The organism is Burkholderia sp. 28_3, assembly GCF_003253915.1.
In the GTDB taxonomy this organism is placed as follows: domain Bacteria; phylum Pseudomonadota; class Gammaproteobacteria; order Burkholderiales; family Burkholderiaceae; genus Burkholderia; species Burkholderia cenocepacia.
In genome coordinates this window covers 219319-243970 of sequence record NZ_QKZF01000008.1, presented here as the reverse complement: position 1 = coordinate 243970, position 24652 = coordinate 219319, and the positions used below count along the sequence as shown (strand labels likewise).

At 69.6% G+C, this 24652-nt stretch carries 22 protein-coding genes; 17 read left to right on the top strand and 5 right to left on the bottom strand.

Annotation, left to right across the window (positions count from 1 at the left end; translation table 11 throughout):
• The first annotated feature begins 19 nt into the window (after positions 1–19).
• The 10 genes from DFS13_RS19560 (at position 20) to DFS13_RS19515 (ending at position 11641) form a co-directional block, all read left to right on the top strand.
• Positions 20–1417 (top strand): MmgE/PrpD family protein, encoded by a 1398-nt coding sequence (locus DFS13_RS19560; protein ID WP_111442014.1) that lies wholly within the window; start codon positions 20–22, stop codon positions 1415–1417.
• Complete coding sequence (locus tag DFS13_RS19555; RefSeq protein ID WP_111442013.1) at positions 1414–2217, top strand: CoA ester lyase; 804 nt, start codon at positions 1414–1416, stop codon at positions 2215–2217. Before DFS13_RS19560 ends, DFS13_RS19555 begins: the two co-directional genes overlap by 4 nt.
• 178 nt (positions 2218–2395) lie before the next feature.
• Positions 2396–3808: a PLP-dependent aminotransferase family protein gene (locus DFS13_RS19550; RefSeq protein WP_006482158.1), complete on the top strand. Its 1413-nt coding sequence runs from the start codon at positions 2396–2398 to the stop codon at positions 3806–3808.
• A 107-nt stretch (positions 3809–3915) separates the two neighbouring features.
• On the top strand, positions 3916–4887 hold the full coding sequence (gene eutB, locus DFS13_RS19545) for a hydroxyectoine utilization dehydratase EutB (protein ID WP_006482160.1): 972 nt from the start codon (positions 3916–3918) through the stop codon (positions 4885–4887).
• A gap of 1 nt (position 4888) precedes the next feature.
• Positions 4889–5893: a cyclodeaminase gene (locus tag DFS13_RS19540; RefSeq protein ID WP_111442012.1), complete on the top strand. Its 1005-nt coding sequence runs from the start codon at positions 4889–4891 to the stop codon at positions 5891–5893.
• Between the two features lie 10 nt (positions 5894–5903).
• Complete coding sequence (doeA, locus tag DFS13_RS19535) at positions 5904–7112, top strand: ectoine hydrolase DoeA (RefSeq protein ID WP_006489634.1); 1209 nt, start codon at positions 5904–5906, stop codon at positions 7110–7112.
• Between the two features lie 4 nt (positions 7113–7116).
• Positions 7117–8142 (top strand): N(2)-acetyl-L-2,4-diaminobutanoate deacetylase DoeB, encoded by a 1026-nt coding sequence (gene doeB, locus DFS13_RS19530; RefSeq protein ID WP_006489637.1) that lies wholly within the window; start codon positions 7117–7119, stop codon positions 8140–8142.
• 13 nt (positions 8143–8155) lie between these two features.
• Complete coding sequence (locus DFS13_RS19525) at positions 8156–8626, top strand: Lrp/AsnC family transcriptional regulator (RefSeq protein WP_006497860.1); 471 nt, start codon at positions 8156–8158, stop codon at positions 8624–8626.
• Positions 8627–8747: 121 nt separating this feature from the next.
• Entirely contained in the window at positions 8748–10226 is a 1479-nt protein-coding gene (locus tag DFS13_RS19520) for an NAD-dependent succinate-semialdehyde dehydrogenase (protein ID WP_006497861.1), read from the top strand.
• A gap of 20 nt (positions 10227–10246) precedes the next feature.
• Positions 10247–11641 (top strand): aspartate aminotransferase family protein, encoded by a 1395-nt coding sequence (locus tag DFS13_RS19515; RefSeq protein ID WP_006489628.1) that lies wholly within the window; start codon positions 10247–10249, stop codon positions 11639–11641.
• Positions 11642–11788: 147 nt separating this feature from the next.
• On the opposite strand, the gene DFS13_RS19510 is transcribed toward DFS13_RS19515, so the two are convergent.
• The 3 genes from DFS13_RS19510 to DFS13_RS19500 form a co-directional block, all read right to left on the bottom strand.
• Entirely contained in the window at positions 11789–12721 is a 933-nt protein-coding gene (locus tag DFS13_RS19510; protein ID WP_111442011.1) for an MBL fold metallo-hydrolase, read from the bottom strand.
• 301 nt (positions 12722–13022) lie between these two features.
• Positions 13023–14408 carry an MFS transporter gene (locus DFS13_RS19505; RefSeq protein ID WP_006497865.1) on the bottom strand — a complete coding sequence of 462 codons (1386 nt, stop codon included), beginning with the start codon at positions 14406–14408 and terminating at the stop codon, positions 13023–13025.
• 149 nt (positions 14409–14557) lie between these two features.
• The gene (locus DFS13_RS19500; RefSeq protein ID WP_111442010.1) at positions 14558–15454 is read right to left on the bottom strand and encodes a LysR family transcriptional regulator; all 897 of its coding nucleotides are present in this window, start codon (positions 15452–15454) and stop codon (positions 14558–14560) included.
• A 157-nt stretch (positions 15455–15611) separates the two neighbouring features.
• Between DFS13_RS19500 and DFS13_RS19495 the strand changes: the two genes are divergently transcribed.
• The 5 genes from DFS13_RS19495 (at position 15612) to DFS13_RS19475 (ending at position 20324) form a co-directional block, all read left to right on the top strand.
• Positions 15612–16874 (top strand): MFS transporter, encoded by a 1263-nt coding sequence (locus DFS13_RS19495; RefSeq protein WP_370539154.1) that lies wholly within the window; start codon positions 15612–15614, stop codon positions 16872–16874.
• 71 nt (positions 16875–16945) lie between these two features.
• Complete coding sequence (locus tag DFS13_RS19490) at positions 16946–17836, top strand: amidohydrolase (RefSeq protein WP_006497867.1); 891 nt, start codon at positions 16946–16948, stop codon at positions 17834–17836.
• A gap of 8 nt (positions 17837–17844) precedes the next feature.
• A complete protein-coding gene (locus tag DFS13_RS19485) occupies positions 17845–18732 on the top strand; it encodes an oxaloacetate decarboxylase (RefSeq protein WP_006489642.1) in 888 nt (295 codons plus the stop codon).
• Between the two features lie 7 nt (positions 18733–18739).
• Positions 18740–20125: an MFS transporter gene (locus DFS13_RS19480; protein WP_006489636.1), complete on the top strand. Its 1386-nt coding sequence runs from the start codon at positions 18740–18742 to the stop codon at positions 20123–20125.
• 16 nt (positions 20126–20141) lie between these two features.
• Complete coding sequence (locus tag DFS13_RS19475) at positions 20142–20324, top strand: amidohydrolase family protein (protein ID WP_241308505.1); 183 nt, start codon at positions 20142–20144, stop codon at positions 20322–20324.
• A 191-nt stretch (positions 20325–20515) separates the two neighbouring features.
• Here DFS13_RS19475 and dhaL read toward each other — a convergent pair whose 3' ends face one another.
• Together dhaL and DFS13_RS19465 are read right to left on the bottom strand one after the other, a co-directional pair.
• On the bottom strand, positions 20516–22216 hold the full coding sequence (dhaL, locus tag DFS13_RS19470; RefSeq protein ID WP_111442009.1) for a dihydroxyacetone kinase subunit DhaL: 1701 nt from the start codon (positions 22214–22216) through the stop codon (positions 20516–20518).
• 258 nt (positions 22217–22474) lie between these two features.
• Positions 22475–23602 carry a sigma-54-dependent Fis family transcriptional regulator gene (locus DFS13_RS19465; protein ID WP_111442008.1) on the bottom strand — a complete coding sequence of 376 codons (1128 nt, stop codon included), beginning with the start codon at positions 23600–23602 and terminating at the stop codon, positions 22475–22477.
• On the opposite strand from DFS13_RS19465, the gene DFS13_RS19460 reads away from it, so the two are divergent.
• Both DFS13_RS19460 and msuE read left to right on the top strand, forming a co-directional pair.
• Entirely contained in the window at positions 23601–23894 is a 294-nt protein-coding gene (locus DFS13_RS19460; protein WP_111442007.1) for a hypothetical protein, read from the top strand. The two genes, DFS13_RS19465 and DFS13_RS19460, sit on opposite strands and share 2 nt — an antisense overlap.
• A 185-nt stretch (positions 23895–24079) precedes the next feature.
• A complete protein-coding gene (msuE, locus tag DFS13_RS19455) occupies positions 24080–24640 on the top strand; it encodes an FMN reductase (protein WP_006490935.1) in 561 nt (186 codons plus the stop codon).
• The last annotated feature ends 12 nt before the right edge of the window (positions 24641–24652 follow it).

Sequence of the window (24652 nt, the reverse complement as noted above, 5' to 3'; positions counted from 1 at the left end):
TTCCGCTTTCACGACGACGATGACCCATCCGATTCCCGCCATTGCCACCGCCCCCGGCCGCACGCTCGCGACGTTCGCGTCGCAGCTGCGCTTCGACGCGATTCCCGCCGACGTCGTCGCGCGCACCGTCAACCTCTACGTCGACTGGCTCGGCTCCGCGCTGGCCGGCAAGGGCGCGCGCCCGGTCGAGACGATCGCGGCGTTCGCGCGCCGCGCGGGCGGCTCGCCCGGCGGGCCCGGCACGGCCGACGTGCTGATCGACCGCACGCCCGCGACACCGTACTTCGCGGCGATGACGAACGGCGCGGCATCGCATTTCGCGGAACAGGACGACGTGCACAACGGCGCGGTGTTTCATCCGGCGACCGTCGTGTTTCCGGTCGCGCTCGCGCTGGCGCAGGCCCGCGGCGCGAGCGGGCGCGACTTCATCGCGGCGGCGGTCGCCGGCTATGAAGTCGGCATCCGCGTCGGCGAGTTTCTCGGGCGTTCGCACTACAAGGTGTTCCATACGACCGGCACCGCCGGCACGGTGGCGGCCGCCGCGACGGCCGGGCGGCTGCTCGGGTTGCCGCCGGAACGGATGCTCGATGCGTTCGGCTCGGCCGGCACGCAGGCGAGCGGATTGTGGGAATTCCTGCGCGATGCGGCCGATTCGAAGCAGCTGCATACGGCGATGGCCGCCGCGAACGGGCTGATGGCGGCCGAGCTCGCGCGCGACGGGTTTCGCGGCGCCACGCGGATTCTCGAAGGCGCGCAGGGGATGGCGGCCGGCATGTCGACCGATGCGGACCCGGCCCGCCTGACCGACCGGCTCGGCGCGCGCTGGGCGACCGCGGAAACGTCGTTCAAGTATCACGCGTCGTGCCGCCACACGCATCCGGCCGCCGACGCGCTGCTCGCGGTGATGGCGCGCGAGCGGCTGGCGGCGGCGGACATCGGGACGGTCGTCACGCACGTGCACCAGGGTGCGCTCGATGTGCTCGGCGCGGTCACGGTGCCGCGCACCGTGCATCAGGCGAAGTTCAACATGGGCACCGTGCTCGCGCTGGCCGCGTTGCACGGGCACGCGGGCGTCGACGAATTCGAGCGCGATTACGCGGCTGCCCACGTCGCCGCGTTCCGCGACCGCGTGTCGATGGCGTTCGACGACGAAGTCGATCGCGCGTATCCGGCGCGCTGGATCGGCAAGGTCACGGTCACGACGCGCGACGGCCGCACGTTCACGGGCCGCGTCGACGAGCCGAAGGGCGATCCGGGCAACACGCTGTCGCGCGACGAGATCGCGCGCAAGGTACGCACGCTCGCCGCGTTCTCGGGCGCGGCGTCCGGCGCCGAGGTCGAGCGGCTCCTTGCCGACGCGTGGCTGGTCGCATCGTGCGATGCGATCGGCACGCTGTTTCCGGAGGCCTCGGCATGACGTCCGCGTCCGCCCGTTCGTGGCTGTTCGTTCCCGGCAATCGTCCGGAGCGCTTCGAGAAGGCGCGCGCGGCCGGCGCCGACGCGGTGATCGTCGATCTCGAGGATGCCGTGCCGCCGGACGGCAAGCCGGCGGCGCGCGATGCGGTCGTCGCGCAGCTCGATGCCGCGCGGCCCGTGTGGGTGCGCGTGAACGCGGCCGACACCGCATGGTTCGCCGACGACCTCGCGGCGCTCGCCGCGCATCCGGGCGTGGCCGGCGTGATGCTGCCGAAGTGCGACACGCGTGCGCAGGTGGACGCGGTGCTCGCGCATGCGCATCGCGCACTCGAACTGCTGCCGATCGTCGAGACGGCGACCGGCATCGCGGGGCTCGACCAGGTGTGTGCGGCGCCGCGCGTCGTGCGCGTGGCGTTCGGCACGCTCGATTTCCAGGTCGATCTCGGGATCGACGGCGACGGCGAAGCGCTGAACGCGTTCCGCTCGCGGATCGTGCTCGCGTCGCGGCTGGCGGGGATCGCGCCGCCGGTCGACGGCGTGTCGACGGTCATCGACGATCCGGCCGCGATCGAACGGCATGCGCGCTACGCGCGGGGCTTCGGCTTCGGCGGGAAACTGTGCATTCATCCGAAGCAGATCGACGCGGTGCATCGCGCGTATGCATGGACCGACGCGGAACAGGCGTGGGCGCGGCGCGTGCTCGATGCCGTCGACGCGAGCGGCGGTGCGGCCGTGGCGCTCGACGGCAGGATGGTCGACATGCCGGTGATCCTGAAGGCGCGGCGGGTTCTGCGCGGGTAGGCGGCCCGCGACATGGGTCCGAACGATAAAGGTGCCGGATTCGTCTCCGTCCCGGGCACGCCGATTGCCTCGCTCGATTCGACCCGTAAGTCCTGCTTTCGCGCGCGATTGCACTAGGACAATATTTTCGGGGTGTCTTTCTGAGCGACCATGCGGAAGCCACGACGGAGACATCGAGATGGGACGGACGGAGGTATCGGCAGGCTGGCGCGACGCGATCGGCGCGGTGCACGGCATCGAGTCGAAATACAAGCGGCTCGTGAAGGCGATCGCCAGCGACATCGAGAACGGCGCGCTCGCGCCGGGCGCCCGGCTCGCGCCGCAGCGCGACGTCGCATCGAGCCTCGGCGTCAGCGTGCAGACCGTCACCAATGCGTACAAGGAGCTGGAGCGCCAGGGGCTGATCCGCTGCGAGGTCGGCCGCGGCAGCTTCGTGGCCGCGCGCGTGACCGAATCGATGTCGAACTACATCCTCGATACGACCGAGCGCGAACTGGTCGACTTCTCGATCGCCCGCATCGTGCACACGCCGGAGCACGATGCCGCGTGGCGCGGCGTGTGCGCCGCGCTGGCCGGCACCGACGACCAGCCGTGGATCCGCTCGTTCCGGCCGATCGCCGGGCTGGATGCGCATCGCGACGCCGGCGCCGCGTGGCTCGCGTCGCTGAACATGCCGGTGCACCGCGAATCGCTGCTGGTCACGAACGGCGCGGCGCACGGGATCTTTCTCGCGCTCGCGTCGATCGTCGGGCCGGGTGATACCGTGTTGTGCGAGAGCCTGACCGATCACGGCGTGATCGGCTCCGCGAACGTGCTCGGGTTTACGCTGAAGGGGCTCGAGATGGACGAGCACGGCATCCGTCCCGAACATTTCGAGGAGATGTGCGACGGCGAGCGGATCAGCGCGCTCGTCTGCACGCCGACCCTCAATAACCCTACCGTGTCGATGATGACCGAGTCGCGGCGGCGCTCGATCGCGCGCATCGCGACGCGCTACGGCGTGTACGTGATCGAGGACGACGTGTACGGTCCGCTGCCCGAGAAGACGGGCACGCCGATCGCGAGCCTGATTCCGGAGCTCGGCTTCTACTGCACGAGCATGACGAAATCGGTGCTGACCGGATTGCGCACCGGCTATCTCGCGATGCCGCGGCGGCTCGCGTTGCGCGTCGAGAGCGTGCTGCGCGTGAGCAGCTGGATGGCGACGTCGCCGATCGCGGAGATCGCGACGCGCTGGATCGCCGACGGCACCGCGCGGCGGCTCGTCGAACTGCAGCGCCAGCGGCTCGCCGTGCGTCAGGAGATGGTGAAGGCCGCGCTGGGGCCGTATGTGCTCGGTGCGCACCCGAACGCGCTGTCGGCCTGGCTGCGCGTGCCCGACTACTGGCAGGCCGAGCGGATCGTGCGCGAATTGCGCACCCGCAAGATCGCGGTGACGTCGCCCGATCCGTTTCTCGTCGGCGGCACGGAGCGGCCGAACGCGGTGCGCGTGTGCATCGGCGCCGAAACGTCCGATGCCGCGTGCAACGCGGCGCTCGAAACGATCGCCGGCGTGTTCGAACAGTATCCGCACCTGAACGATTTCCACTGAACCGGCGGCGCTGCCGCGATGTCGCGCGCAATGTATCAGGACATTCGAAAGCGAGATTTGGAACATTAGACTGGATCGCATCACATTCGTCGCGAGGCGTGCGTTCCATGTCTTTCCTGTCGCTGTCCGACGTCTACCGCGCGCGCCGCCGCCTCGCCGGGCGCGCCGACGGTACGCCGCTCGTCGCGTCCGCCGCGCTGTCCGCGCGGGTCGGCGCCCCCGTTCATCTGAAGCTCGAAACGCTGCAGCCGACCGGCAGCTTCAAGCTGCGCGGCGCGACCAACGCGCTCGCGGAACTTGCCGCGCAGCGCGTGACGCGCGTGGTCACCGCGTCCACCGGCAACCACGGCCGCGCGGTCGCGCATGCGGCACGCGCGCTCGGCATCGACGCGGCCGTCTGCATGTCGTCGCTCGTGCCGGCCAACAAGGTCGACGCGGTCGCGGCGCTCGGCGCGCGCGTGGTGATCGTCGGCGACAGCCAGGACGACGCGCAGGTCGAAGCGCGGCGGCTGGTGCGCGACGAAGGCTACGCGTACGTGCCGCCGTTCGACGATCCGCGCATCATCGCCGGCCAGGCGACGATCGGCGTCGAGATTCTGGAAGCGCTGCCCGATACCGCGACGCTCGTCGTGCCGCTGTCGGGCGGCGGCCTGTTTAGCGGCGTCGCGTTTGCCGCGAAGGCGATCCGGCCGCCGATCGAGGTGATCGGCGTCTCGATGGCGCGCGGCGCCGCGATGCATGCGAGCCTCGCGGCCGGCCGCCCGGTCGACGTCGACGAGCAGCCGACGCTGGCCGATTCGCTCGGCGGCGGCATTGGCCTCGACAACCGCTACACGTTCGACATGACGCGCGCGCTGGCCGACGACGTCGTGCTGCTCGACGAGCCGTCGATCGCGCGCGGCATCGCGCATGCGTATCGGGAAGAACGGCTCGTCGTCGAAGGCGCCGGCGCGGTCGGCCTCGCCGCATTGCTGGACGAGCGGATCGTGCGCCGCGATCGCGGCGGCCCGATCGTGGTCGTCGTGAGCGGCGCGAACATCGACATGGCCGCGCATCGCCGGCTCGTTTCGGAGCACTGACATGGCCCATCCCGTCACGTTGCTCGGCCAGGCGCAATTGCGTGCGCTGGTGTCGCTCGATCTCGCCGCGATCGACCAGGTCGAGGCCGCGTTCGCGTCGCTCGCGACCGACGCCGTCGTGATGCCGCCGATCCTGAATCTCGCGCTGCCGGCGCGCCACGCCGAAGTGGACGTGAAGACCGCGTACCTGCCGCGCTTCGACAGCTTCGCGATCAAGGTCAGCCCCGGCTTCTTCGACAATCCGTCGCTCGGGCTGCCGAGCCTGAACGGGCTGATGCTCGTGCTGTCGGCCCGCACCGGCCTGACCGAGGCCGTGCTGCTCGACAACGGCTACCTGACGGCCGTGCGCACCGCGGCGGCCGGCGCCGTGGCCGCGCGCCGGCTCGCGCGCGCCGATGCGCACCGCGCGGCGATCATCGGTGCGGGCGAGCAGGCGCGGTTGCAACTCGCCGCGCTGAGGTTGGTGCGCGACATCACCCACGTGACGGTGTGGGCGCGCGACACCGCGCGGGCCGCGCAGTTCGCGGCCGACGTGCGCGCGACGCACGGCATCGATGCGACGGTCGCGCGCTCGGTGCATGCGGCGCTGGCCGACGCGGACATCGCGGTGACGACCACGCCGAGCCGCGCGCCGCTCGTGCACGCGGAGGACTTGCATCCCGGGCTGCACGTGACGGCGATGGGTTCGGACGCCGATTACAAGACCGAACTCGCGCCGTCGGTGTTCGGCGCGGCACGCTATTTCTGCGACCGGCTGCAGCAGACCCGCGTGGCCGGCGAGCTCGCGCATGCGATCGCGGCTGGCGTGGTCGCGGCCGATGCGGTGTTTCCGGAGCTCGGCGAAATCATCGCCGGCCGGCGCGAAGGCCGCACGCATCGCGACGACATCACGATCTGCGACCTGACCGGCACCGGCGCGCAGGACACCGCGATCGCCGTGCTCGCGCTGCAGCGCGCCCGCGCGGCCGAAGCGGGCACGATTTTTCACAACGACCTCACGACTTGAGAGGAGACAGATGGCCGCAGTCATCGAAACCAACGAAGCCGCGCCGCGTCTCGCGTTCGCGCGCAGCGAATATGCTGCGCGGATCGCGAAGACGCGTGCGGCGATGGAGCGGGCCGGCATCGACCTGCTGATCGTCACCGACCCGACCAACATGGGCTGGCTGACCGGCTATGACGGCTGGTCGTTCTACGTGCACCAGTGCGTGCTGCTTGCACTGGACGGCGAACCCGTGTGGTTCGGCCGCAGCCAGGACGCGAACGGCGCGAAGCGCACCGCGTTCATGGCGCACGAAAACATCGTCGGCTACCCCGATCATTACGTGCAGTCGAGCGCGCGCCATCCGATGGATTACCTGTCGACCGAGGTGATCGCGGCGCGCGGCTGGAGCACGCTGCGCATCGGCGTCGAGCTCGACAACTACTACTTCAGCGCGGCGGCGTACGCGTCGCTGCAGCGGCATCTGCCGGGCGCGCGCTGGGTCGATGCGACCGCGCTCGTCAACTGGCAGCGCGCGGTGAAGTCCCCGCGCGAGATCGAGTACATGCGCGTGGCCGCCCGCATCGTCGAACGGATGCACGCGCACATCGTCGAGACGATCGAGCCGGGCATGAAGAAAAGCGACCTGGTCGCGCAGATCTATGCGACCGGGATCGGCGGCGCGGACGGCTTCGGCGGCGACTATCCGGCGATCGTGCCGCTGTTGCCCACCGGCGCGGATGCTGCCGCGCCGCACCTGACCTGGGACGACTCGACGTTCGCGCGCGGCGCCGGCACGTTCTTCGAGATCGCCGGCTGCTACCGCCGCTATCACTGCCCGCTGTCGCGCACCGTCTATCTCGGCAAGCCGCCCGCGCACTTCATCGAAGGCGAGCGCGCGGTGGTCGAGGGCATCGAGGCCGGGCTCGCGGCAGCGAAGCCGGGCAACGTGTGCGAGGACATCGCGAACGCGTTCTTCGCGGTGCTGCGCCGCGCGGGCATCGAGAAGGACAGCCGCTGCGGCTATCCGATCGGTGCAAGCTATCCGCCCGACTGGGGCGAGCGCACGATGAGCCTGCGTCCGGGCGACCGGACGGTGCTCGAACCCGGCATGACGTTCCATTTCATGCCGGGGCTGTGGCTCGACGACTGGGGGCTGGAGATCACGGAAAGCATCCTGATCACTGAGACCGGCGTCGAGACGTTCTGCAACGTGCCGCGCAAGCTGTTCGTGAAGGAGTAGGGCGATGCGTGCTTCCCCGATTACGCCGACCGTCGATTTCGACGCGGACGGCGAACAGCACGGCTTCCTGAAGCTGCCTTACTCGCGCGACGATTCCGCGTGGGGCGCGATCATGATTCCGGTGACCGTCGTGAAGCGCGGCGACGGGCCGACGGTGTTGCTGACCGGCGGCAACCACGGCGACGAATACGAGGGGCCGGTCGCGCTGTCGAAGCTCGCCGGTTCGCTGAAGGCGGCCGACGTGACCGGCCGCGTGATCGTCGTGCCGTTCATGAACTATCCGGCGTTCCGCGCCGGCTGCCGCACGTCGCCGATCGATGCCGGCAACCTGAACCGCAGCTTCCCGGGCCGGCCGGACGGCACCGTGACCGAGAAGATCGCCGATTACTTCCAGCGCCACCTGCTGCCGCTCGCGACGCACGTGCTCGACATTCACGCGGGCGGCCGCACGCTCGACTTCGTGCCGTTCGCGGCGATTCACGTGCTGGAGGATCGCGAGCAGGAAGCGCGCTGCGAGCGTGCGATGCGCGCGTTCGGCGCGCCGTATTCGATGCGCATGCTGGAACTCGACAGCGTCGGCCTCTACGACAGCGCGGCCGAGGAAGCCGGCAAGGTGTTCGTGTCGACCGAGCTGGGCGGCGGCGGCACGTCGACGGCGGCGAGCGTCGCGATCGCCGAGCGCGGCGTGTACGGATTTCTCGCGCATGCGGGCGTGATCGCGAAGGACGTCGTGGACGGCAACGCGCCACGTACGACGACGCTGCTCGACATGCCGGACGGTTCGTGCTTCACGACGAGCGAGCATCACGGGCTGCTCGAGATGTGCCGCGATCTCGGCACCGAGGTCGACGCCGGCGACGTGCTCGCGCGCGTGCACGCCGTCGACCGCACGGGCGTCGCGCCGGTCGAATACGTCGCGCGGCGGCGCGGGCTGCTCGCGGCCCGGCACTTCCCGGGCATCGTACAGCCCGGCGACACGGTCGCGGTGGTGGCCGACATCGTCGAGCGCAACATTCCGGTGGCCGTATGAGGACGCGCACGACGTGATCAAGCTCGACCGATACGACCTCGCGATCCTGCGCCTGCTCGAGCGCGACGGGCGCATCACGAAGTCGAAGCTCGCCGAGGCCGTGAACCTGTCGATTTCGCCGGCATGGGAGCGCGTGCGCAAGCTGGAGGAAAGCGGCGTGATTCGCGGCTATCGCGCGGACGTCGACTGGATCGGCGCGTTCTCGGGCAGCCGCATCGTCGTCGAGGTGACGCTGTCGCGGCACACCGCGCCCGACATGCGGCGCTTCGAGGATCGCGTGGCCGCGGCACCCGAGGTCGCGCAGTGCTACGCGACGGGTGGCGGCGTCGACTACGTGCTGCACGTGGTCGCGCGCGACATCGACCATTACCAGCGCTTCATCGATGCGCTGCTGATGGAAGACCTCGGCATCGAGCGCTACTTCACGTACATCGTGACGAAGGTCGTGAAGTGCGAATCCGGCGGCGCGCCGGACTGGCTGTAAAAGTTCGCGCCGACGCGCGGCAATACGGAAAAAACCGGCATTTCCGGCCGTGCAAACCGAAATTTCCGCATGCGCCGGCGCGACACAATGAAGTCCGTGCCCACCAACGAGGAGACGCAGCATGCTGCCCGGACACCCCGTTCTGTTCAAGTCGACCTGCTATGTCGACGGTCGCTGGATCCACAGCGACAGTGCCGCGACGGTCGCCGTCGTGAACCCCGCGGACCAGGCCGTGATCGGCCACGTGCCGATGCTCGAACGCGCACAGATCGTCGCGGCCGTCGACGCCGCGCAGCGCGCGTACGAGACCTGGCGCTGGACGCCGCAAGCGGTGCGCAGCGCGGCGTTGCTGCGCTGGCATGCGCTGATCCTGCGTCACGTCGACGATCTGGCCGCGCTGCTGTCGCTGGAACAGGGCAAGCCGCTGGCCGAAGCGCGCGGCGAGATCCGCTATGCGGCGAGCTTCGTCGAATGGTTCGCGAGCGAGGCGAAACGCGTCGCGGGTCGCACGATCCCGACGCATATCGACGGCGCGCATCTCGGCACCGTGATGGAGCCGGTCGGCGTCGCCGCGCTGATCACGCCGTGGAATTTCCCGGCCGCGATGATCACGCGCAAGGCGGCGGCCGCGATCGCGGTCGGGTGCGCCGTGGTCGTGAAGCCCGCGCACGAAACGCCGTTCTCGGCGCTCGCGCTCGCGCAACTCGCTGACGAGGCCGGCTTGCCGGCCGGCGTGTTCAACGTCGTGCTCGGCGAACCGCAGATGGCGATGGAAACGCTGGTCGGCGATGCGCGCGTGCGTGCGGTGAGCTTCACCGGCTCGACGCGCGTCGGCCGGCTCGTGACCGAAACCGCCGCGAAGGCCGGCATCCGCAAGATCGCGCTCGAACTGGGCGGCAATGCGCCGTTCATCGTGACCGAGGATGCGGACGTCGACCAGGCGGTACAGGTTGCCGTCGGCGCGAAGTTCCAGACGTCCGGCCAGGACTGCTGCGCGGCGAACCGGATGCTCGTCGCCCGACCGCTGTACGACACGTTCGTCGAACGGTATGCGCACGCGGTGCGGGCGCTGAAGACGGGCCCCGCGTTCGAGCCGGGCGTGGACATCGGTCCGTTGATGCACCAGGCCGCGTTCGACGCGACCGTGGCGCGGGTCGAGGATGCGCGGGCACGCGGCGCACGCATCGTCGCGGGCGGCCGGCCGCACGCGCTCGGCGGCTGGTTCTACGAGCCGACCGTGATCGCGGATGCCGCGCCCGGCATGCGCGTGGTCGACGAGGAAAACTTCGCGCCGATCTCGGCCGTCAGCGCGTTCGACACGCTCGACGAAGCGGTCGAAACGGCCAACGACACCGAGTACGGCCTCGCCGCGTACGTGTGCGCGACCCGCATCGACACGATCTTCCAGCTGGTGCGGCGGCTCGATTTCGCGATGGTGTCGGTCAACGGCGTGAAATTCACCGGTGCGCCGATCCCGTTCGGCGGGATGAAGGCGTCGGGCCTCGGGCGCGAAGGCGGCGCCGAAGGCTTCGAGCCGTTCACGGAAACCAAGTACTTCTGCCTCGGCAATCTCGGCCTGCCTGTTGCGGCGACGGCCTGACCCATTCAAAGGAGCTCATCATGACGAAATCGATCGACGCACTGCTGCGCGAGGACCGTGCCCACTTCATGCACCCGTCGACGCACGCATACGACCACGAGACCGGCGCGCTGCCGGGCAAGATCGTGCGCGGCGGCGAAGGCATCCGCATCGAGGATCACCAGGGCAAGCGCTACATCGACGCGTTCGCCGGCCTCTATTGCGTGAACATCGGCTATGGCCGCACCGAAGTGGCCGACGCGATGTACGAACAGGCGAAGCAGCTCGCGTACTACCACACGTACGTCGGCCACGCGTCGGACGCGATCATCGAGTTGTCGTCGCGGATCATCGACTGGTCGCCGGCGGGGATGAAGAAGGTCTATTACGGGATGTCGGGTTCCGACGCGAACGAGACGCAGGTCAAGATCGTCTGGTACTACAACAACGTGCTCGGCCGCCCGAACAAGAAGAAGATCATCTCGCGCGAGCGCGGCTATCACGGCTCGGGCATCGTGACGGGCAGCCTCACGGGCCTGCCGAGCTTTCACCAGCATTTCGACCTGCCGATCGACCGCGTGAAGCATACGGTGTGTCCGCACTGGTATCGCAAGGCGCCGGCCGGCATGAGCGAGGCGCAGTTCGTCGCGTACTGCGTCGACGAGCTCGAGAAGCTGATCGCCCGCGAGGGCGCCGATACGGTCGCCGCGTTCATCGCGGAGCCGGTGATGGGCACGGGCGGCATCATCGAACCGCCGGCCGGCTACTGGCCCGCGATCCAGGCCGTGCTGCGCAAGCACGACATCCTGCTGATCTCCGATGAAGTCGTGTGCGGGTTCGGGCGGCTCGGCTCGAAGATGGGCGCGCAGCACTTCGGGATCGAGCCCGACCTGATTACCGTCGCGAAAGGGCTGACGAGCGCGTATGCGCCGCTGTCGGGCGTGATCGTCGGCGAGAAGGTGTGGGACGTGATCGCGCGCGGCTCGCAGGAACACGGGCCGATGGGGCACGGCTGGACGTATTCCGGTCATCCGGTATGCGCGGCCGCCGCGCTCGCGAACCTCGCGATCCTCGAGCGCGAGAACCTGGTCGGCAACGCGGCCGACGTCGGCGGCTACTTCGGCGCGAAGCTGCGCGACGCATTCGGCGCGCATCCGCTCGTCGGCGAGGTGCGCAGCGTCGGCATGCTGGCCGCGCTCGAATTCATGGCCGACAAGGACGCGCGCACGCCGTTCGATCCCGCGCTGAAGATCGGTGCGCAGGTGTCGGCGGCCGCGTTGCAGCGCGGCGTGATCGCGCGGGCGATGCCGCACGGCGACATTCTCGGCTTTGCGCCGCCGCTCGTGATGACGCGTGCGGAGGCTGACGAGATCGTCGCGATCGTCAAGGATGCGGTGGACGAGGTCGCCGAGCGGAACCTGTCGGCCGTCGCGTGACGTTCGAGCGGTGCTGATGCGCGCCTCGGCGCGCGAGATGACGCCGCCGCATGCAAATGCGGCGGCGTTTTTTCTTGCCGGTACGGATACGGTTCGAGCAAACCGTCAGTGCATCGCCTGCGGTGCGCGTCGGCTACCGATCGTCACTCAGTAATCCCACACGACCGGCACGAAACGGAATCCGTCGCCGTTTCGCGCAACATGGCCGATGGACGGGAACGCGACATGGGCGGCGGCCAGCAGTGCGCCGGTGTCGGCCGCTTCGTTGAACAGCGCGAGACGCACGTCGACCGCCGCGTCCGGATCGTGTTCGAAGCCGTTTTGCCAGTCGGGGTGGTCGAAGTTCACTTCGAAAATCGCGTCGCCCGCGAACGTCAGCTTTTCCCCGTTCGATGCGACGTCGACCACGCAGTGCCCCGGCGTATGTCCGCCCGTCACCCGCGCCGACACGCCCGCGGCGACTTCCACGGTGCGATCGAATTGCACGATGTTTTCGCCGTAGAGTGCCATGAACCGCGCTGCCGCCTTGCGCAGCGCGGGCGGCACGGTTTCCGGCATCACCGTCTTGCTGAAGTCTGGATTCTCCCAGAACGCCACTTCCGCGGCCGATACGTGAATGCGGACGTCGGGGTTCAGCTTCGCCTTGACGCCGTCGACGTTCAGCCCGCCGACGTGATCCATGTGCATGTGCGTAATCACGATATCGGTGATCGCGGCCAGGTCGATGCCGGCCGATTCAAGGCGCATCACCGAGCGCCCGGCGCGCGTGAAGTATTCGAAACCGTCGCCCACGCCCGAGTCGATCAGGATCAGGCGATCGGCGCTGCGCACGAGCGCGATGTTGAGCGCCCAGTCGAACATGTCGCGTTGCAGGAAACGGCCGTCGAACCACGCATTGCGGTCTGTTTCGCTCACGTTGGTGGACATGGTGGAAGTCGGCAGCGGCAACACGCCGTCGCTGATCAGTACGACGTCGACTGCGCCGATGCGCACGGCGTAGCGGGACGAAACGAGCTCGCCCGAACCTTCGTGGCCCAGGCGGGCGATGACCGGCTGGACGTTGCGGATGGGTGCGTTCATGTTCAGTAATCCTGTTCTTCGAGTAAGGTAGTCCGCACTGCGCCGAGCAGAGCGGTTCGCGAGCGCGATCGTGAAGGTCGCGCTTCGGTGCGCCCGGATTCCGATCGAGCGTGTCAGCGATTGTAGTGACGGCCCGCACCCGCCGACAGCGCCGCACGGGGGCACATCGTGTTGTCCGGACGACAACAATCCGGCGGCGGTTTCGGCCGCCCGAAATGCACATCGCCCGCCGTCCGTGGCCGGACGGCGGGCGATGCGATGGATGCCGTTTATGGGAAGCCGGGCGCCGCCGGCGCGCGGGTCAGCCCGGCTGACCGGGAAGCGTGTCGCCGCGCAGCGAACACCCGCGCGTCTCGATCACCGCCAGCAGCGCGACCAGCCCGACCGCGCACGCAGCCATCATGTAGTACGCGGGAATCAGCGCGTTGCCGGTCTTGCCGATCAGCCAGTCGTTGACGATCGGCGCGGTGCCGCCGAACAGCGACGTCGACACGTTGTACGCGATCGCCATGCCCGCATAGCGGACGTGGGTCGGGAACATCGCCGGGAACATCGCGGAAATGGTGGCGAGCTGCGGCACGTACAGCACGCCGAGCACCGCGAAGCCGATGAACGCGCCGAGCGGACCGTGCGTCATCAGCGTGAACATCGGCACGGCCGCGACGAACAGCCCGACGAGCGAGATCCACCACATCGTCTTGCGGCCGACGCGATCGGACAGCCAGCCGGCGAACGGCAGCAGCACCATCATCGCGAGCATGCCGATCAGCGGAATCAGCAGCGACATGTTCTCGCTGACGCCGAGTTCCTTGTGCATGTAGGTCGGCATGTATGCAAGCAGCACGTAGTTGACGACGTTCAGCGCGACGACGAGCCCGCCGAGCAGCACCAGCGGCTTCGCATAGCGCACCAGCAGCAGCCGGATCGGCAGCGCGGCCGTCGCACTTTGCTCGCGGCGGTGCGCCTGTTCCTCGAGTTCGCGGAACACCGGCGTTTCCTCCAGGCGCGAGCGCAGGTAGAAGCCGATCAGGCCGAGCGGCGCGGCGACCAGGAACGGCAGGCGCCAGCCCCACGCATGCATCGCCGAATCGCCGAGCAGCAGCGCGAAGCCGAGCATCAGGAACGCACCGAGCGAGAAGCCGGCGAGCGTCGCGAATTCGAGGAAGCTGCCGCACAGGCCGCGCCGCGAATCGGGCGCGTATTCGGCGATGAAGGTTGCCGCACCGCCGTATTCGCCGCCGGTCGAGAAGCCCTGCACCATGCGCAGCACGATCAGCGCGGCCGGTGCGAGCCAGCCGGCCGTCGCATAGCTCGGCAGCACGCCGACGAGCAACGTCGCGCCCGACATCGTCAGCACCGTCAGCGCGAGCACGCGCTTGCGGCCGAGCCGGTCGCCGAGCGGGCCCCAGAACAGGCCGCCGAGCGGGCGGATCAGGAACGAGATCGCGAACGTGCCGAGTGCGAACAGCGTCGCGCTCGCGGTGTTGCCGGGAAACAGCGCGGCGGAAATGTACGCGAGGCCGTACGCGTAAATACCGTAATCGAACCATTCGGTCGCATTGCCGAGGGCGGCGGCCGCGATCGCGACCCGCGGCAGACTGTGCGGCTCCTCGCCGCGTTGGGTGGTCGCATCGTCGGGAATCGACGACGCGGCGGAAACGGAAGTCCACGATGGCACGTATCGCATGAGGGATCCTCGCTATCAGCATGCGCCCGGGCGGGCGCCGACGAGGATCAAAGTAATCCCGCCAATTCGCGATGCCCGATGTCATAGGACGATGTGGGGATCGGGGTTTTCCCGTGGCGGGGCGGCCCGTGTGGCGGCGGGCCGGATGCTCAGGACCGCGTATCGGCCGACGGCAGCAGCGCGGCGAAACGGTCGGCGAGCGTCGGGCGCGACCGTGCGGGCCAGATCGCGCTGAGTTCGAAATTCGGCAGCGCGGCGCCGTCGCGGATCGGGCTGTACGCGACCCCGTCGAACGCGAACGCGTGGATCGACGTCGGCAGCAGCGATACGCCGCAGCCGGCGGCCACGCATGCGACGACCGTCAGCGTGCGGTTCACGTCGAGCACGATGTCGACCGGATGCCCGGCCTGGCGGAACGCGCTGAGGATACCGGCGCGGATCAGCGGCAGTTGATCGTGCGGAAACCACACGAGGCCGGCCGCGGCCAGATCGGCCAGCGTCACCGTGCCGTCGGGTTGGCGCGGGAACGCCTTCGGCAGCACCGCGACGAGTGGATCGCGCCGGATCAGCTGCTCGCGCATCCGGCCGTTCACCGCGACCGGCGTATGCAGCAGCCCGATGTCGATTTCGCCGCGCTCGAGCGCGATCGCCTGCTCGGCATTGCTCATCTCGCGCATCACCAGCTCGACGTCGGGCGCGCTTTCGCGCAGCGCACGGATCGCGCGCGGCAGCGTGTCGAACAGCGCCGCGCTGACGAAGCCGATGGTCAGGCACCCGGCGCGCTGCGCGCCGATTTCGCCCGCCCGGTGCGCGGCCGCGTCGAGCCGCGCGACGCTCAGGCGCAGATCGTCGACCATCGCGAGCCCGGCCGGCGTGAGCGTCGCGCCGCGCCGCGACCGGTCGAACAGCCGGACCCCCAGCTCCTTTTCCATCCGGTTCAGCGCCTGGCTGAGCGCCGGCTGCGCAATGCCCAGCTCGCTGGCGGCGCGCGTAAAGCTGCCGGAATCCGCGATCGCGAGGAAGTAGCGGACGTGCCTGATTTCCATAAGCGTGTGTTATGAATAATTATTCGAAACATAGTAGCGAATTATCCAAATGATTCATAGGATGCACATCGGGCGTCGTCGAACCCGGCCGCGCCTCCGATAGCGGCGCGCTCAGGCGACGCACGGCGACGACACGAGGAGACCTCCGTTGACCTGGATGCGCGAACTCTCGACGACCGAACGGCGCACGTTGCGCGGCTGCTTTGCCGGCTGGGCGCTCGACGGGCTCGACACGCAGATGTTCAGCCTCGTGATCCCGGCGCTGCTCGCGACCTGGAGCATCGGCAAGGGGCAGGCCGGCCTGATCGGCGGCGCGACGCTCGTGTCGGGCGCGCTCGGCGGCCTGCTGGCCGGCGCGATCGCGGATCGCTACGGGCGCGTGCGGGCGCTGCAGATCACCGTGTGCTGGTTCTCCGCCTTCACGTTCCTCAGCGCGTTCGCGCAGAACTTCGAGCAGTTGCTGGTGCTGAAGGCGTTGCAAGGGCTCGGCTTCGGCGGCGAATGGACCGCGGGCGCGGTGCTGCTCGCGGAGACGGTCGGCGCACGCCATCGCGGCAAGGCGATGGGCGTCGTGCAGAGCGCGTGGGGATTCGGCTGGGGCGCGGCGGTGCTGCTGTACATGATCGTGTTCGCGTGGCTGCCGTCCGAGTGGGCGTGGCGCGTGCTGTTCGCGATCGGCGCGCTGCCTGCGCTGCTGGTGCTGTATATCCGCCGCGCGATTTCCGAGCCGCCGCGCGCGACGCCTGCGCCCGCGCACCGGGACGATGCGCCGACGGTGGGCATCTTCGACCGGTCGGTGCTGCGCACGACGGTGGTCGGCGGCCTGATCGGCGTCGGCGCGCACGGCGGCTATCACGCGATCACGATCTGGCTGCCGACCTACCTGAAGACCGAGCGGCACCTGTCGGTGCTCGGCACCGGCGCGTATCTCGCGGTCGTGATCGTCGCGTTCATCTGCGGCTGTTTCCTGAGCGCGTATTTGCAGGACCGGATTGGCCGGCGTCGCAACGTGATGCTGTTCGCCGCGTGTTGCGCGGTGATGGTGAACCTGTACGTGTTCCTGCCGCTGAACGACGTCGCGATGCTGCTGCTCGGGTTCCCGCTCGGGTTGTGCTCGGCCGGCATCCCGGCGACGCTCGGCACGCTGTTCAACGAGCTATATCCGCAAAACGTGCGCGGCCGCGGCGTCGGGTTCTGCTACAACTTCGGCCGCATCGTGTCGGCGGGCTTTCCGGTGCTGGTCGGGCGGATGGGCGAATCGCTGCCGCTCGGCACGGCGCTCGGCATCGACGCGGGCATCGCGTACGGGCTCGTCGTGATCGCGGTGTGGTTCCTGCCGGAAACGCGCGGGCGCCGTCTGCCCGACGCGGCTGCCGGGCCGGGCGCCGACGGCGACGCGCGCGCCGGCGCATCGCTGTAGTTTTCGTCCTTCGTTCATTCCGTCGCCTGTCGCCCGCTGCCGGGCCGGGCTCCTCTTGCAGGCAAGTCGTCATGGATCGAGCAGTCAATCCGCCGGTCGAACCGGTTTCAGCGGCGCCGGATACGGCCGCGTGGTACGCGTCATCGACGGCCGTCGCGGCGGTCGACGCCCATGCGCACGTGTTTGCGCGCGGCCTGCCGCTCGCGCCGGTCGTGCGCCATGCGCCCGACTACGATGCGTCGCTCGACGCGTACGTCGCGCATCTCGCCGCACACGGCATCACGCACGCGGTGCTGGTGCAGCCGAGCTTTCTCGGCACCGACAATACGTTCTTCGTCGACGTGCTGCGGCGCTACCCGAGCCGCTTTCGCGGCGTCGCGGTCGTCGATCCGGTGATCGACGACGACGCGCTCGCCGCGCTCGACCGCGCGGGCGTCGTGGGCATGCGGCTCAATCTGGTCGGCCTGCCGATTCCGGATTTCGGCACGCGGGTGTGGCGCGCGCTGTTCGCACGCATCAACGCGCTCGGCTGGCATGTCGAGATTCATCGCGACGCGGCCGACCTGCATGCGATCGCCGCGAGCCTGCTTGCGCAATCGTGCACGCTCGTGATCGACCATTTCGGCCGCCCGTCGCCGGCGCTCGGCGAACGCGATCCGGGCTTCCGTCATCTGCTGTCGCTTGCCGATACCGGGCGCGTGTGGGTCAAGCTGTCGGCCGCGTACCGGAACAGCCTGACCGGCGACGGCACCGACACCGCGCTCGGCGCGGCGCAGGCGCTGCGCGGCGCGTTCACGCCGGAGCGGCTCGTGTGGGGCAGCGACTGGCCGCATACGCAGCATCGCGAACGTGTCGATTTCGGCGCGACCTGCGCGGCGCTCGAACGCTGGCTGCCCGATGCCGGCGAACGCGCGCGCGTGTTGCGCGACTCGCCGCGCACCCTGTTTCGTTTCGACCAATGAGGCCTCGCATGACCGATTCCACCGCCCTTCGTCGCGCCGCTTTCCGGCGCAGCATCGCCGCCCGCCAGGGGCTGCTCGTCGCCGGCACGTTCAATGCGCTCAGCGCGCGGATCGCCGCCGATCTGGGCTTCGGCGCGCTGTACCTGAGCGGCGCCGGCGTCACCAACATGTCGCTCGGCTTGCCGGATCTCGGCTTCGTCGGGCTCGGCGAACTGGCCGAGCACACCGCGCGCGTGCGCGACGCCGTCGATTTGCCGCTGATGGTCGATGCCGATACCGGTTTCGGCAACGCGCTGAACGTGCTGCATACGGTGCGCACGCTCGAGCGCAGCGGCGCCGATGCGATCCAGCTCGAGGATCAGGTGCTGCCGAAGAAATGCGGCCACTTCGCGGGCAAGGAAGTGATTCCGGCCGCGGAAATGGTCGGCAAGCTGAAGGCGGCCGTCGACGCGCGCGTCGATCCGAACCTGCTGGTCGTCGCGCGCACCGATGCGGCCGCCGTGCACGGCATCGACGACGCGATCGAGCGCGCGCACCGCTATGCGCAAGCGGGCGCCGACGTGCTGTTCATCGAGGCGATGGACACGCCGGAGGACGTCGAACGGCTGCCCGCGCTGTTCGATACGCCGCAACTGATCAACATCGTGATCGGCGGCAAGACGCCGACCCGCTCGCGCGACGAACTGGCGCGCCTCGGTTACGGCGTCGTGCTGTACGCGAATGCGGCGTTGCAGGGCGCGGTGCACGGGATGCAGGCCGCGCTGACCGAATTGCGCGACACGGGCCGGCTCGACGAAAACCCCGCGCTCGTCGCGCCGTTCGCGGAACGGCAGCGGCTCGTCGACAAGGCGCGCTTCGACGCGCTCGACGCACGCTACGCGGCCGGGCAGCCGTAAGGCCGGCATGCGGCACGGGCGGCCGCCTGCCGGCCGCCCGAAACAGAACGAACAGGAGACAACCGTGACAACTTCCCCAACCGGGGCGGGCGACGCGCCGCCGCGCATCGGCTCGATCGTCGGCGGGCTCGCCGGCAACCTGATCGAGTGGTACGACTTCCTCGCATACAGCATCTTCTCGATCTATTTCGCGCCGTCGTTCTTTCCCGCCGACCGGCCGACCGTGCAACTGATGAATACCGCGGCGATCGCGGCGGTCGGCTACGTCGCGCGGCCGGCGGGAAGCTGGCTCGTCGGCCTGTACGCGGACCGGCACGGGCGCAAGGCCGCGCTGACGAAATCGGTGCTCGCGATGTGCGCGGGCTCGATGCTGATCGCCGTCACGCCCGGCTACGCGACGATCGGCATGCTCGCGCCGGCGCTGCTCGTCGCCGCGCGGCTCTTGCAGGGCCTCAGCATGGGCGGCGAGTACGGCACCAGCGCGACCTACCTGAGCGAGATCGCACCGCCGAACCGGCGCGGCTTCTACGTCGGCTTCCTGCAGGTGAGCGTGGTCGCGGGCCAGCTCGTCGCGCTCGGGCTGATGCTGGCGATGCAGCGGATCTTCGCCGGCACGCACGACATCGAGCGCTGGGCGTGGCGGATTCCGTTCTTCGTCGGCGGCGTGCTGGCGCTGTTCGCGCTGTACATGCGCCGCAACGTCGTCGAGAGCGATGCATTCGTCGCAAGCCGGGCGCGCGCGGCGAAGACGCGCGTGACGGCCGATCTCGCGGCGCACTGGCGCGAACTGCTGCTCGCGATCGGCATCACGATCGGCGGCACCGTCGCGTTCTATACGTACACCGTCTATATGCAGAAGTACCTGGTCAACTCGGTCGGCCTGCACAAGGAAACGGCGACCTGGATCTGCACGCTCGCGCTGTTGCTGTACATGCCGCTGCAGCCGCTGTTCGGCCTCGTATCGGATCGCGTCGGGCGCCGGCCGGTGCTGCTGTGGTTCGGGCTCGGCGGCACGCTGCTGTCGGTGCCGATCTTCACGACGCTCGGGCATGTGCACGAGCCGCTAGCCGCGTTCGCACTGGTGTTCGCGGGGCTCGTCGTGCTGAGCGGCTTCACGTCGGTGCACATGCTGGTCAAGGCCGAGCTGTTCCCGCCGCAGATCCGCGCACTGGCGGTCGGGCTGCCTTATGCGCTGACGACGGCGATCCTCGGCGGCACGACGGAGTTCGTCGCGCTGCGGCTGAAGGCGGGCGGCAACGAGACGATGTTCTTCTGGTACGTGGCGGCGTGCGCGGCGATTTCGCTGATCGTGTACTGGCGGATGCCGGAAACCCGTCCGGCACCGCGCGCGCCGGCGGCGCGGCCGGCGGTGGGCGCCGCCGCACCGCGTTGAATTGGTGCGAAGCCGCATGCGAAACGCTTATGTGCGGCTCGTGTGGGGTAGCGACTGGCCGCATGTCGGATACGAGAAGGCCGTCGACGATGCGCTCGCATACCGGTATCTGGCGACGCTGCTGCCGGACGAGGCCGGACGCAGACAGGTACTGGTCGATACACCGGCGGCGCTGTACCGGTTCGACGGGAACGGGTGAGCGGGTAGGCGGCACGCATGTGCATGGCGAAAGCGCGGCCATCCGCCGTGCGCGACGCGACCATGAACCTGACGACGGCTTCCGCCATGCCGGTCCGGCCGCCGATGGGCCGCGCGGCCCGCGTGCCGTTCTCTCTCGTGTCCGGGCCGAAAAACGCGCGCACGCCGGGCTGACGCGCGCGCCGCCACCGTTCAGCGCACGTGCGGCAGCAACGCCCGCAACCAGTACGACACGGCCACCGCCCCGCCATCCGGCGTGCCGATCGCGCGCTCGCCGAGATAGCTGGCCCGTCCCGCGCGCGGCGTCATGCGCGCCGTGTCCTCCGCGCCTCGCTCGGCCGCTTCCACGGCCGCCGTCCAGGCACTCGCGGGATCGCGATCGCCGTCGAGCGCACGGCTGAATGCATCGACGGCCGGCACCAGCGCATCGAGCATCGTCCGGTCGCCTGCCTGCGCGCCGCCGAGTTCGCCGATCGCATCGACCGCCGCGCGGAATGCCGCGGCCCAGTCGCGCGGCGACGGCTCGGCGAGATCGGCCAGCCGGCGCGACGCGCGCAGCAGCGCGGTCGCATAGAACGGCCCGGAGCTGCCGGCGATCGCGCGGCGCAACGCGGCGCCGAGCGCCGCGAGCGCACCGGACGGCGTGCCGTACGCGGTGTCGGGTAGTTGGAGAATCGCGTGCGCGGCGCGCCGCATGCTCGCGCCGAGATCGCCGTCGCCGGCCGCCGCATCGAGATCCGTCAGCATCTGCTCGTGATCGATCAGCGTCTGCGCCACGGCGTGCAGCGCCGGTTGCAGGCGCGCGGCCCATGCGCGGCCGGCCGCATCGAGCGGCGGCGGCGGCGCGTCCTGCGACGCGGCCGCGGCCACGCGAATCCGCGTGTTCACGAGGCCGCCGCCCGGCCACGCGCGCGCCTGCGTCGGCGCGTCGAGCAGCGCCGCGCGTTCGTCGTTCAGCCGCAGCACCGAGATCGAGCAGCCCGGCATGTTCAGCGCGGACAGGAACGTGCCGGCCCACGCGCGCGCGACGACGATGCCGCGCCGGCTCAGGTTGTCGAACGCGGCGCGCAGCACGATCGCGAGTTCCATGTCCGGCGTCGCGCCGAGACCGTTGACGAACAGCGCGACGCGTTCGTCGCGGTCGAGCACGAGATCGGCGACGATGCTCGACAGCAGCGTATCGGCCAGCGCATCGGCCGGCAGCGGCGCGCGGCGCTCGACGCCTTTCTCGCCGTGGATGCCGAGGCCCAGCTCGATCTCGTGATCGGCGAGGCTGAAGCCCGATTTGTCGGCGCCCGGGATCGTGCAGCCGTCGAGCGCGACGCCCATCGTGCCGAGCTCGGCCGCCGCGTCGCGCGCGATGCTCGCGACGCGGGCCAGCGGCAGCCCGCGCGCGGCGGCGGCGCCCGCGAGCTTGTGGATCAGCACGGTGCCGGCGATCCCGCGTCGCTGGCCGCGCTCGACGCGGCCGCGCAGCGACACGTCGTCGGCGACGATGACGGTTTCGACCGGAATGCCTTCCGCACGCGCAAGCTCGGCGGCGAGCCCGAAATTGAGCCGGTCGCCGGTGTAGTTCTTCACGATCAGCAGCGCGCCGTTCGGGCCGGCGCTCGCGCGGATCGCGGCGAGCACGGCGTCGGTCGACGGCGACGTGAACACTTCGCCGCACACGGCCGCGCTCAGCATCCCTTCGCCGACATAGCCGCCGTGCGCGGGTTCGTGGCCGCTGCCGCCGCCGGACAGGACCGCGACCGGCCGCTGCGACGGCTCGGGCAGCGGCTGGCGGACGAGCACGTGCTCGTCGCCGAGGATCGCGAGATGCGGCGATTGTCGCGCGATGCCTTCCAGCATTTCTCGCACGACGTCGGACGGGCGGTTCACAAGCTTTTTCATGGCGAAGGATTCCGGACGGGTGAACGGGGCTCGGCCGGGCGCGCACGGGCGCCGGACGGCTTTCGTGTTGCGGAGCATCGTGCGCGAGCCGTTGCCTGTCGCAGCCGATCGCATGACCGACGACCGGTGCGGGGCGGGCAACGAAGCGTACGCTTCGCGCCACGATACATCAGGTTCGGACGTTGCGGCGCGGATCGCGGCGCGATGGCGTCATGGCGCCGGGGCGGAACGGCGGCGTGCGCCGGGAGCCGGGCGCCGCTACTTCAGCGCGGTGATCGCCTTCGCGCGAATCAGCCGCGCGCGCAGCACGTTGCGGCTGATGCCGAGCAACTGCGCGGCCCGGATCTGGTTGCGATGGCTGAATTCGAACGCGACGCGCATGACCGTGTCCTCGATGTGCTCGAAGAGATTGCCGTGCCCGTCGTCGAACAGGTCGCGCAGCGCGTGTTCGAGCGCCGCCTGTGCGTCGGCGGACGAATCGGCCGCAGGCGCGGCGATGGCCGGCGGACACGGCGGCGCGATGTGCAGGTCGGTGTCCTGCAGCGTGTCGTGGCGGCTCACGAGCAGCGCGTGATGGATCACGTTCTCCAGTTCGCGGATATTGCCGGGCCAGTCGTGTGCGTGGAGCCGGCGCTCGGCGCGCGGATCGAGGCGGTGCGGCCCGCCGCCGAGCCGGTCGCGGTAAACGTCGAAGAAGTGCCGCGCGAGCGGCAGGATGTCGCCCGGCCGCTCGCGCAGCGGCGGGACCGCGAGCTGGACGACGTTGAGCCGGTAGAACAGGTCGCCGCGAAACTGTCCGGCCGCGACCGCCTGCTGCAAGTCGACGTTGGTCGCCGCGACCACACGCACGTCGACCGGAATGCCCGTGCGCGAACCGAGCCGCACGACCTCGCGTTCCTGCAGCACGCGCAGCAGCTTGACCTGCATCGCGAGCGGCAAGTCGCCGATTTCGTCGAGAAACAGCGTGCCGCCGTTCGCGGCTTCGAACCAGCCGGGCTTCGCGCTCAACGCGCCCGTAAACGCGCCTTTTTCGTGGCCGAACAGTTCGCTGTCGACGAGCGTTTCGGAGAATGCGCCGCAGTTCACCGCGACGAACGGTCCGTCGCGACGGGCACCGAGCGCGTGCACGCGGCGGGCGATCAGTTCCTTGCCAGTGCCCGTCTCGCCGACGATCAGCACGTTCGCGTCGCTCGGCGCGACGCGGCGAACCTGTTCGAGCAGCGCGAGCGAACGCGGGTCGGCGAACACCTGCGCCTGCGCGCGGGACGGTGCGTGACGTTCGGGCAGCGCGAGCACCGGCGCCGCGGCCTGCCATGCAGCCGGGTCGCGCGATGCGGCGACGATACGAAGATTGAGCGGGCGTGGCGATGCGGAAATCGAAGTCATGGCGATGAACCGTTGGATGGCCGGGCCGAGCGCGCCCGTGCCGGCGGGCGCCGCGGTCCGGCTGCTGCGTGGTCAGCAGAGTGTTGAACGTTTCGCCGCGCGCGAAAAGCATCGATTTCTGATAACCAAAGTGCGATTGCTGCGGAACCCGCAATGGTGCGGCAGAGCGGCGGTGCCGCGACGTCGAGACGTCGAATTCGACGCTATCGCGCGTGATGCGTTGCTGCCTGATCAGCAGCACATCAGCAGACCCGCTGCATCCCGTTCATCGCGTCGCGGAATATCGATGTGACAGGCGCGTCGCAACGCTTGCCAGCATCGCGCATTTGGCGGCGCGCCAGTGCCGGCGGGCGATGACAAGAAATTTCGTTGTCCGGACGAGATTTCTTTCGCGCATCCATGCCGATGGCACGCTCCTTGCTGACCCGAACCGGTATCGCCGCATCGACACGCGGCTTCACCACGGGAACGCATTGCATGAGCCACACTCTCAACGTCGTCGCGATATCGGGCAGCCTGCAGCGGCCGTCGCGCACGCTGGCGCTGACCGACGCGATCGTTACCGCGCTGGGCGCCGCGCTGCCGATCGAGACGCGGCTGATCGAACTCGGTGAGATCGGCAGCCGGCTGGCCGGCGCGCTGACGCGTGCGCAGGTACCGGCCGATCTCGACGCGCTGATCCGCACGATCGAGACGGCCGATGCGCTGGTCGTCGCGAGCCCGGTGTATCGCGCGTCGTACACGGGTCTCTTCAAGCACCTGTTCGACCTCGTGCGCCACGACGCGCTCGTCGACGTGCCGGTGCTGCTCGCGGCTACCGGCGGCAGCGAGCGGCATGCGCTCGTGATCGACCATCAACTGCGCCCGCTGTTCAGCTTCTTCCAGGCGCGCACGCTGCCGATCGGCGTGTACGCGTCCGAAAGCGATTTCGACCAGTACCAGATCGCCAGTGCGGCGTTGCGCGAGCGCATCGCGCTCGCCGTGGACCGCGCGGTGCCGCAACTGCGCGCGCCCGCGCCTTCCGTCGCGGCCGCGTAAGCCGCTTTTTCG